Origin of the sequence: Isoptericola sp. NPDC057191 (genome assembly GCF_042670225.1) — a bacterium.
GTDB lineage: Bacteria > Actinomycetota > Actinomycetes > Actinomycetales > Cellulomonadaceae > Isoptericola.
Genome location: NZ_JBHUWC010000164.1, coordinates 1 through 9187, shown reverse-complemented (window position 1 = coordinate 9187; position 9187 = coordinate 1). Strand labels below are relative to the sequence as shown.

The following is a 9187-nucleotide window of genomic DNA, read 5'->3' as shown; positions in this document are numbered from 1 at the left end:
CTGCCGGCCCGGGCACGGGCGTGTCCGGACGTGGACGCGAGGGCCGGGGTCAGACCCAGCGGTGCCGCAGGGCGTACCACCCGAGCTGGACGCGGGTGGTGACGTGCGCGGAGTCCATCAGCGCCCGCAGGCGCCGCTGCACCGTGCGCTGCGACGTGCCGAGCTGCTTCGCCATCGCCACGTCGGTGAGCCCGGCGAGCATGAGCTGCAGGAGCTGGGCGTCCTCGGCGGGGATCTCCGCACCGCCGGGGAGGTACGGCCGGGCCCCGCGCCACGTCGCCTCGAACAGCGCCTGGGCGAGCCCGGCCAGCGGGCCGCGCAGCACGACCGCCGCGTCCGGCGCCACCTTCGCCATCGCGACGGACCCGTCGGCCACGAGCACCTTCGGCAGCGCCTCGTCCGAGACGCGGATCTCCTGGCCCGCGGCGAGCCAGTCGTCGAGCTTGCGCAGCGCCCCCGGCTCCTGGAGGTAGTACGCGTCGACGACGAGCCGGTAGGCGAGGTCTCCGCGGATGGCCGGTGGCCGCTGCGTGTCCGGGCCGAGCCCCGGCGGGGTCCACTCCGGGTCGAGCGTCGCGGCCACGGGCACCACGGTGTTCGCGCCCGTCTGGAACGCGCAGAACGACTCGCGGGCGCCGATCTCGAGCTGCGTGACCCGCGCCGCCTGGGCCTCCCCCTCGACCAGCTCGACCAGGCCCTCCAGCGACGTCGCGGAGCGCTCGGCGTGATAGGCCTCGACGAGCTCCGCGAAGACGTTCTCGTCGCGCCGCAGCCGCTCGCGCGACCGCGCGACGACCGGGCCGAGCGCCACCTCGGGCGGCGTCGCCGCCCACAGCGCGCCGTCGCCCGCGGGGACCAGGAGCCCGCCGTCCGCGAGCCGGTCGATGCTCCCCCGGACCTCGTCGGCGGACCGCCCCAGCACCGCGGCCCCGCCCTCGGGCGAGATGCCCGGCCCGGTCATCGCCAGGCGGTAGACCGCCTCGTCGTCGGGCCCGAGGCGGGCACCCAGGTCTCCCAGCACGTGGCGATTATCCGCCATGGCACGAGCCCGCCACCCCCGGCCCGCCCGCACCGGACGTCCGTGGTCCAGAGTTGCCCCACCGAAGGGAGACCGACATGAATCGTCATGCCCGGACGCGCAGGGGCACCACCGCCGTCGCCGCGCTCGCACTGCTCGCCGGCGGCGCCACCGCCGCGTCGGCCGACGATGCCGCCACCACCGCCACCGCCGCCGCACCCGCCGAGCAGGCCGAGCCCGCAGCCGGCGCCGTCGCGCAGTTCACGCTCGTCACCGGCGACGTCGTGACCGCGCGCATCGACGCGGACGGCGACGTCGCCGAGGCGCGCCTCGCCGGCGACGACCAGGTCACGACGACGTACGTCGAGGGTGACGAGACCTACCTCGTCCCGCCCGCGGCGCAGCCGCTGGTGGACGCCGGGACGCTCGACGAGCGGCTCTTCGACCTCAGCCTCCTGTGGCGCGACGGGTACGACGACGCGTCGAGCGACTCCCTGCCGGTCATCGTGGAGCACGCCGACGGCGCAGCCCCGCGGGCGGCCGCCCGCGGCACGACCACCACGGCCGAGCTCCCCGCGATCGACGCGACGGCCCTGTCGATCGACAAGGACCGCGCCGGCGCGGCGTGGGCCGGGCTCGAGCCCGGCTCCGGGGCGCGCTCGGCGGGCGCCGTCGAGCGCATCTGGCTGGACAGCAAGGTGCATGGCACCGCCGTCACGGACCTTCCGCCGACCGTGCCGCTGACCGGCGCGGGCGCCGCGCACGACGAGGGGCTGGACGGCTCCGGCGTCACCGTCGCCGTGCTCGACACGGGCTACGACCAACAGCACCCCGACCTCACCGGCCAGGTCGGCGCCACCCGCTCCTTCGTGAGCGCCGCCGGCTCGGTCCAGGACGGCAACGGCCACGGCACGCACACCGCCTCCACGATCGCCGGCACGGGCGCGGCCTCCGACGGGCGCTACGCGGGCATGGCCCCGGGCGCGGACCTGCTCGTCGGCAAGGTCCTCGACGACGACGGCTCCGGCCAGACGTCGTGGATCCTCGCCGGGATGCAGTGGGCCGTCGACCAGGGTGCCGACATCGTCTCGATGTCCCTCGGCGACTCGTCCACCACCACCTGCGCCGGCCCGGACGTCGACCTCGTCGAGGCGCTCTCCGACCGCGCCCTGTTCGTGATCGCGGCGGGCAACGAGGGGCTGCACGGCCAGGTCTCGACGCCCGGCTGCGCGCCGTCGGCGCTCACCGTCGGCGCCGTCGACCGCGACGACCGCACCGCCACCTTCTCCAGCCGCGGGCCGTCCGTCGGCGGCCCCGCCGCCAAGCCGGACATCGCCTCCCAGGGCGTGGACGTCGTGGCGGCGCGCGCCGGCGGCGGGGACGCCCTGCCGTACGTCGCGATGTCGGGCACGTCCATGGCCACCCCGCACGTCGCCGGTGGCGCCGCCCTGGTGCAGCAGCGGCACCCCGGCTGGACGCCGCAGCAGGTCAAGGACGCCCTGACGTCCGCGGCCGCCGCGACCGACGCCCCCGTGCTCGACCAGGGCGCCGGGCCGATGGACGTCGGCCGCGCCGTCGACCAGGCGGTCACCGCCGCCCCCGGCGTCGACCTCGGGACGTACGCCTTCCCCCAGGGCGACCTCGAGCCGGTCCGCCGGCCCGTGACGCTCACCAACACCTCCGACGACGACGTGACGCTCTCCCTCAGCCTGCAGACGTACGGCGACGACGGCTCCCGCCTGCCGGGCCGGGTGCTCGCGCTCGGCGCGCCGAAGCACCAGGTCGTGGTCCCCGCGCACGGGACGGCCGACGTCCCGGTCGTCGTCGACCCGTCCCGGCACGTGCAGGACGACGACTACGGCACGGTCACCGGGCGGATCGTCGGCGTCGGGCCCGACGGCGCCCGCGTCACCGTCCCCGTGTGGGCCGACCTGACCGCCCCGACCGCGACCGTGACGGTCCGGACGACGAACCGCTTCGGCGAGGCGCCCGACTCCTTCTCCTCCTTCCAGGTGATCGACCGGCACCGCGACACCGGCTCCCGGTACGGCGTCGGCGACGGCAGCGTGGACCTCACGCTCCCCTACGGCACGTACGACTTCTCGGGCGTGATCCTCACGCGGGACGTGCCGGGCAACCACGGTCAGGTCGACTCGGTCTCGCAGGTCTACACCGACCACGTGCGGGTCGACGGCGACACCACCGTCGTGCTCGACGCGCGCGAGGCCACGGAGTTGAGCTGGCGCACCGACCGTCCCGGCGAGCCGCAGGGGTTCTCCGTCGGCTTCACGTACGGCCTCGGCGACGACGGCGGGATGCGCACCGGTGCGCTCACCACCGTGCCGTCATACGTCAACCACCTGTACACCACCCGCGCCAAGGTCGACGACGCGTTCACGTTCGAGGCGACCGCGCGGCTCACCGCGCCGCGCCTCACCATGACCTCGTCCGGCGGGCACACGGTCGACGACCTGCCCGTCAGCCTCGCCCCCGAGTTCGACGGCCACGCCTCCGCGCCGCTGGTCTCCGTCGGCCCAGGGACGGTCGCGAACCTCGACGCCGCGGACGTCGAGGGCAAGATCGTGCTCGTCGACGCCGCCACGGCGGTCCAAGGCGGCAACAGCCTGCAGTGGGACCGCGCGCTGCGGGGCCGCGGAGCCCTGGGCGTGCTCGCGTACTCGTCGTCGGCGCAGGGCCGCTTCACCACCTCCGGGTCGGGCGTGACGCTGCCGATGGTCACCATCACGCGCGCCGACGGCGAGGCCCTCCTCGCAGAGCTCGCCGCCGGACCCGTGACCATGTCGTGGTCCGGGCAGCCCGTGGCGACCAGCCCCTACCTGTACAACGTGGCCACCGTGCTGGGCGGCGTCGTGCCGACGGGCGTCCAGCGCGTGCGCGACGCCGACCTCGCCACCGTCCCCACGACGTACCACTCGCAGGCCGCGGACTCGCGCACCTGGTTCCTCGACCTCGGCCTCGTGCTGCCCGGCGCCGGGTCCGTGTACGCCGGCGGGTCGCTCCTGCCCGTGACCGCGCCCCTGGAGCGGACCGAGTACTACACGGCGTCGCCGGACGTGCGCTGGACCACGATCACGCGGATGACGACCAACTTCTCCAGCGCGTCGTCGTTCGAGGGCCCGCGCACGTACGCGCCGGGCAGTACCGAGCCGACGTCGTGGCTGGGCACGCCGCTCGGCGCGTCGTCGAACACCAACGACGTGCCGCTGGTCGACCGCAGGCTGAACGGGCTGGCGGTCACGCTCTCCGCCTGGGGCGACGCGGCCGGCCACGACTCGACCGGCCTCTACTACTCGGACACGACGTACCGGAGGGTCTGGGTGGACGGCACGCCCGTCGCCCCGGTCGGTGCGCTCTACCCCGTGCCGTCGGCACCCAGCGAGGTGCACGTGCGGCAGGAGTTCACGCGCCGCAGCACCGCCACCTCGCTGCTCGGACTCGCCTACACGACCGACTGGACGTTCCCGACCGAGCGGGCCGCCCAGGGCACCCAGCCGCTGCTGGTGCCGCGCCTCGAGGTCGGCACCGACCTCACCGACCGCGCGCCGAGCGGCGAGCCGGTGCACGTGGTGCTCGGTGCGACGTCGGACGCCACGCGGCGGCCCGTCGACCTCACCGGGGTCACGCTGCAGTACGCCACCGGGACGCAGACGGTCCTGTCGCAGGTGACCGACTGGCACGACGTGCCCGTGGTCCGCGGCGCGGACGGCAGCTGGACCGCCGAGGTCTCGAACGAGCAGGCGGCCGGCGGGTTCGTGCACCTGCGCACCGTGCTGAAGGACGCGTCGGGCAGCCAGGTGGAGCAGGAGATGCTGCGGGTGTTCCAGGTGCGCTGACCCGCGGCCCCCGCACGACCCCCGGGGCTGCAACGTGCGTGCTAAATCGATCCTCAAGATGGACTTTTGAGGATCGATTCAGCACGCTCGTTGCTTCCCGGGGGGTCACGCCTCCAGCAGCACCGCCGAGCCCTGGCCGCCGCCACCGCACAGCGCGGCGACGCCGACCGACCCCGGCCCGAGCTGCTGGAGCCGCCGCGCCAGGTGGCCGACGACCCGCGCCCCGGACGCCCCGATCGGGTGCCCCAGGGCGATCGCGCCACCGTTCGCGTTCACGAGCTCCGGGTCCAGACCGAGCCGGTCCACCGACGCCAGCACGACGGCGGCGAAGGCCTCGTTGATCTCCACGGCGGCGAGGTCGCGCGGGGTCAGGCCGGCCCGCTCGCAGGCCGCGGTGATCGCGTTCGCGGGCTGGGCGTGCAGCCCGACGTCGGGCCCGGCCACGAGCGCGTGCGAGCGCACCCGCACCCCGGTCAGCCCGCGGTCGGCGGCGACGTCGTCCGCCACGAGCACCAGGGCCGCCGCGCCGTCGGAGATCTGCGACGCGTTGCCCGCGGTGATCGTGCCCTCCTCGCGGAACGCCGGGCGCAGCCGGGCCAGCCCGTCGGGCGTCGAGTCGGGGCGCACGCCGTCGTCGGCGTCCACCACGACCGCACCCCGCCGCCCCGGCACCTCGAACGGCACGATCTCCTCCGCCAGCAGCTCGGCCGCCTTCGCCGCCCGCGTGTGCGACGCGACGGCCAGCGCGTCCTGCGCCTCGCGCGTGTTCCACGCCGCGGCCGCCATGCGCTCCCCGTGCCGCTCGGTGCTGAGCCCCATGGACTCGCGCTCGAAGGCGTCGGTCAGCCCGTCGTGCGCCATCGTGTCGACCAGCTCCACCGGCCCGAACTTCTGACCCGCGCGCGACCCCACCCACGCGTGCGGCGCGAGCGTCATCGACTCCATCCCCACGACGGCGACCACCCGCGCCTCCCCGCCGGAGATCAGGCGGTGCGCCTGCACCACCGCCTCCGCCCCCGACAGGCAGACGGCGTTGAGGGTCACGGCGGGGACGGTCATCGGGACGCCCGCCCCGACCCCCGCCTGCCGGGCGGGGTTCTGCCCGGCGCCGCCCTGCAGCACCTGCCCGCCCAGGACCATGTCCACCTCGCCCGGCTCGACGCCCGCCGCCGCGAGCGCCGCCGTCAGCGCGTGCGCGCCCAGCGCCGTCGCCGGCACGGACGCGAACGCCCCGTTCGACCGCACGAACGGCGTCCGCCGGTACCCCACGATCACGCTCATGACTGTGCCTCCTCGACCGGCGCCGTGGCGCCGTCACCCGTCCTGCTCTCGTCCTCCAGGTCCACCAGGACCTCCGCCTCCGTGGCCTCGCGCACGTCGTCGACGCTCACGCCCGGCGCGAGCCGGCGCAGCACGAACGCGGCCTCCAGGCCGTGGTCCGTCATGTCCAGCACGGCCCGGTCGGTGACGACCCGGTCGACGACGCCCTCCCCCGTCAGCGGCAGCGTGCAGCGGCTGCGCAGCTTGGGCGTGCCGTCGCGGGCCACGTGGTCCATGAGCGCGACGATGCGGCGCGCGCCGACCACGAGGTCCATCGCGCCGCCCATCCCCTTGACGAGCTTGCCGGGCACGGTCCAGCTCGCCAGGTCACCCGTCGCGGACACCTGCAGCGCGCCGAGGATCGCGATGTCGACGTGCCCGCCGCGGATCATCGCGAAGGACGCCGCCGCGTCGAAGTAGCTCGCGCCCGGCACCGCGGTGACCGTCTGCTTGCCCGCGTTGATGAGGTCCGCGTCCTCGGTGCCCTCCACGGGGAACGGGCCGATGCCGAGCAGGCCGTTCTCGCTCTGCAGCGTGATCCCCACCCCGGGCGGCAGGTGGTTCGCCACCAGCGTCGGGATGCCGATGCCGAGGTTGACGTAGTCGCCGTCGTGCAGCTCTGCCGCCGCGACGGCCGCCATCTCGTCCCGCGTCCAGGTCATGCCGCACCTCCCGCCGTCGTCGCGTCCGCCGTGCTCTGTTCCGTGTCCTGTTCCGTGTTCTGGTCCGTGCGCTGTGCCGGGCGCACCGTGCGCTGCTCGATGTCCTTGACGCGCTCGCGCGCCAGCACGAGGCGGTGCGTGTAGATGCCCGGCGTCACGACGACGTCCGGGTCGATGGGCTCGTCGGTGATCTCCTCCGCCTCGACCACGGTGACGCGACCGGCCGTCGCGATCACAGGGTTGAAGTTGCGCGCCGTGTACCGGTAGACGAGGTTGCCGAACCGGTCCGCGCGACGGGCGTGCACCAGGGAGAGGTCGGCCACGATGGCGCGCTCCAGCACGTACCGGCGACCGTCGATCTCGTCGACCGGCTTGCCCTCCGCGACAGGCGTCCCGACGCCGGTCGGCGTGTAGAAGGCGGGGATGCCCGCGCCGCCCGCGCGGAGGCGCTCGGCCAGCGTCCCCTGCGGCACGAACTCGACCTCGAGCGCGCCGTCCAGGTACTGCTGCGCGAACAGCTTGTTCTCCCCCACGTACGACGCGAGCACCCGCCGCACCTGGTCGTTCTCCAGCAGGATGCCGAGGCCCTTGCCGTCCACGCCCATGTTGTTGGACACGATCGTCAGGTCCCGCACCCCGGAGTCGCGCACCGCCTCGATGAGGTCGTTCGGGTTGCCGCTCAGGCCGAAGCCCCCGACGGCGACCGTCATGCCGTCGTGCAGCAGGCCGTCCAGCGCGGCCACGGCGCTGGGCTGCCGCCGGTCCCCCGCTCTCGACGTGGTCCTCGTCATCGTCGTCCCCCGTTCTCCTCGACCGTACGTCCGACGGCGGCTCCCTCGGGAGTGCCGCCGTCGCCCGGGCCCGACTGTTCCGCCGGTCCCGCTGGTTCCGCCGGTTCCGCCGGCGCGGCCCGCCGCAGCACGGCCTCGGCGTGCCGCAGCAGCGGCGCGTCGACCATCTGCCCGCCGACGGTGAGCACGCCCGGGTCGGCGCCGCCGTCCACGGGCAGGCCGGCGAGCGCCTCGGCGCGGCCCGCCGCGGCGGCGAGCACCTCGCGGGCGCGCTCCACCTCCGCCTCCGACGGCGCGAAGGCGGCACGCACGACGGCGACGTGGCTGGGGTGCACGCACATCGACGCCACGAACCCGCTCGCTGCGGCGTCCTGCGCCTCGGCCCGGAGCCCCGCGAGGTCGTCGAGCTCCAGGTGGACCGCGTCGATCGCCGGCTTGCCCGCCGCGCCGGCGGCGAGCAGCACCGCGGACCGCGCGTGCCGGGCGACGTCCCGATAGCCGCCGGCCGCGTCCCGGCTGGAGGTGCCGTGCAGGGAGGCGACCAGGTCCTCCGCGCCCCACGCGAGCGCGACGACGTCGGGCCGCGCGGCCAGCGCTGGCGCGGCCAGCACGCCCGCCGCGGTCTCGCACAGCGCGACGACGGCGTACGGCCGCCCGTCGGGAGCCAGCAGCGGGCCGACGAACCGTCCGTCCGCCTTCGGCAGCATGACCGTGCGGTACGGCGTGCGCGCCAGGGCGGCAAGGTCGGCGTCGTGCTCGGGCGTGCCCACGGCGTTGACGCGGACGACGACGCGGTCCGGGTCGAGCGGGGTGCGCACGAGCGCCGCCCGGGCGTCGTCCTTGCGGCCGGGGGCGACGGCGTCCTCGAGGTCGAGGATCACGGCGTCCGCGCGGTCGAGCGCCTTGGCGTACCGGTCGGGCCGGTCGGCGGGGCAGAACAGCAGCGCCGGGCCGAGCGTGAACGGCGCCGGGTTCACAGCACGCCCTCGCCGTGCTCGCTCGCGCGCCGGTGCTCGTGCTCCTCGTACCCCTCGCGGGTCCACATCAGCACCGTGCGGACGGCGCGCGCCACGACGTCGCCGTCCTGGTTGCGTCCGGTGTGCTCGAGCGTGACGACCCCCTGTCCGGGGCGGGACCGGGACGGCCGCCGGTCGGCCACCGTCGTCTCGCCGTAGAGCGTGTCGCCGTGGAACATCGGGTGCGGGAAGGCCACCTCCGCGAAGCCGAGGTTGGCCACGATGGTGCCGCGCGTCAGGTGCGCCACCGACAGCCCGACCAGCGTCGCCAGGGTGAGCATGGAGTTCACCAGCGGGCGGCCGAACGGCTGCGTCGCCGCCCACGCCGCGTCCAGGTGCAGCCCCTGGGGGTTCATGGTGACGGACGTGAACAGCACGTCGTCCGCCTCCGTCATCGTGCGCCCCGGCCGGTGCACGTACCGCACCTCCGGCTCCAGCTCGTCGTAGAACAGCCCGCGCTGCACCTCGTCACGCATCTCCCTCTCCCCCTCCTCCGTCCGTGCCGAACAGGTGGTTACGCACGTTC

The 9187-nt window shown here is 75.3% G+C and carries 7 protein-coding genes; 1 reads left to right on the top strand and 6 read right to left on the bottom strand.

What is annotated here, in order from left to right; translation table 11 throughout:
• Positions 1–49 precede the first annotated feature (49 nt).
• Complete coding sequence (locus ACFT55_RS16460; RefSeq protein WP_380244920.1) at positions 50–1021, bottom strand: hypothetical protein; 972 nt, start codon at positions 1019–1021, stop codon at positions 50–52.
• A gap of 95 nt (positions 1022–1116) precedes the next feature.
• Between ACFT55_RS16460 and ACFT55_RS16455 the strand changes: the two genes are divergently transcribed.
• Positions 1117–4872, top strand: coding sequence for a S8 family serine peptidase (locus tag ACFT55_RS16455; RefSeq protein WP_380244919.1), 3756 nt, complete (start codon positions 1117–1119; stop codon positions 4870–4872).
• Between the two features lie 105 nt (positions 4873–4977).
• On the opposite strand, the gene ACFT55_RS16450 is transcribed toward ACFT55_RS16455, so the two are convergent.
• From ACFT55_RS16450 to ACFT55_RS16430, 5 genes are read right to left on the bottom strand one after another with little or no spacing between them, the layout of a single operon-like run.
• Positions 4978–6153: an acetyl-CoA C-acyltransferase gene (locus ACFT55_RS16450; RefSeq protein ID WP_380244918.1), complete on the bottom strand. Its 1176-nt coding sequence runs from the start codon at positions 6151–6153 to the stop codon at positions 4978–4980.
• Positions 6150–6854 (bottom strand): 3-oxoacid CoA-transferase subunit B, encoded by a 705-nt coding sequence (locus ACFT55_RS16445; RefSeq protein WP_380244917.1) that lies wholly within the window; start codon positions 6852–6854, stop codon positions 6150–6152. Before ACFT55_RS16445 ends, ACFT55_RS16450 begins: the two co-directional genes overlap by 4 nt.
• A complete protein-coding gene (locus ACFT55_RS16440; protein ID WP_380244916.1) occupies positions 6851–7645 on the bottom strand; it encodes a CoA transferase subunit A in 795 nt (264 codons plus the stop codon). Before ACFT55_RS16440 ends, ACFT55_RS16445 begins: the two co-directional genes overlap by 4 nt.
• Positions 7642–8622: an HpcH/HpaI aldolase/citrate lyase family protein gene (locus ACFT55_RS16435; RefSeq protein ID WP_380244915.1), complete on the bottom strand. Its 981-nt coding sequence runs from the start codon at positions 8620–8622 to the stop codon at positions 7642–7644. The genes ACFT55_RS16440 and ACFT55_RS16435 overlap by 4 nt, the downstream gene beginning before the upstream one ends.
• Complete coding sequence (locus ACFT55_RS16430; protein ID WP_380244914.1) at positions 8619–9137, bottom strand: MaoC family dehydratase; 519 nt, start codon at positions 9135–9137, stop codon at positions 8619–8621. The genes ACFT55_RS16435 and ACFT55_RS16430 overlap by 4 nt, the downstream gene beginning before the upstream one ends.
• Positions 9138–9187: the final 50 nt, after the last annotated feature.

Coding starts and splice junctions, on each gene's coding strand:
- ACFT55_RS16455 (WP_380244919.1), top strand. CDS start 1,117: ATGAATCGTCATGCCCGGACGCGCAGGGGCACCACCGCCGTCGCCGCG.
- ACFT55_RS16450 (WP_380244918.1), bottom strand. CDS start 6,153: ATGAGCGTGATCGTGGGGTACCGGCGGACGCCGTTCGTGCGGTCGAAC.
- ACFT55_RS16445 (WP_380244917.1), bottom strand. CDS start 6,854: ATGACCTGGACGCGGGACGAGATGGCGGCCGTCGCGGCGGCAGAGCTG.
- ACFT55_RS16440 (WP_380244916.1), bottom strand. CDS start 7,645: ATGACGAGGACCACGTCGAGAGCGGGGGACCGGCGGCAGCCCAGCGCC.
- ACFT55_RS16430 (WP_380244914.1), bottom strand. CDS start 9,137: ATGCGTGACGAGGTGCAGCGCGGGCTGTTCTACGACGAGCTGGAGCCG.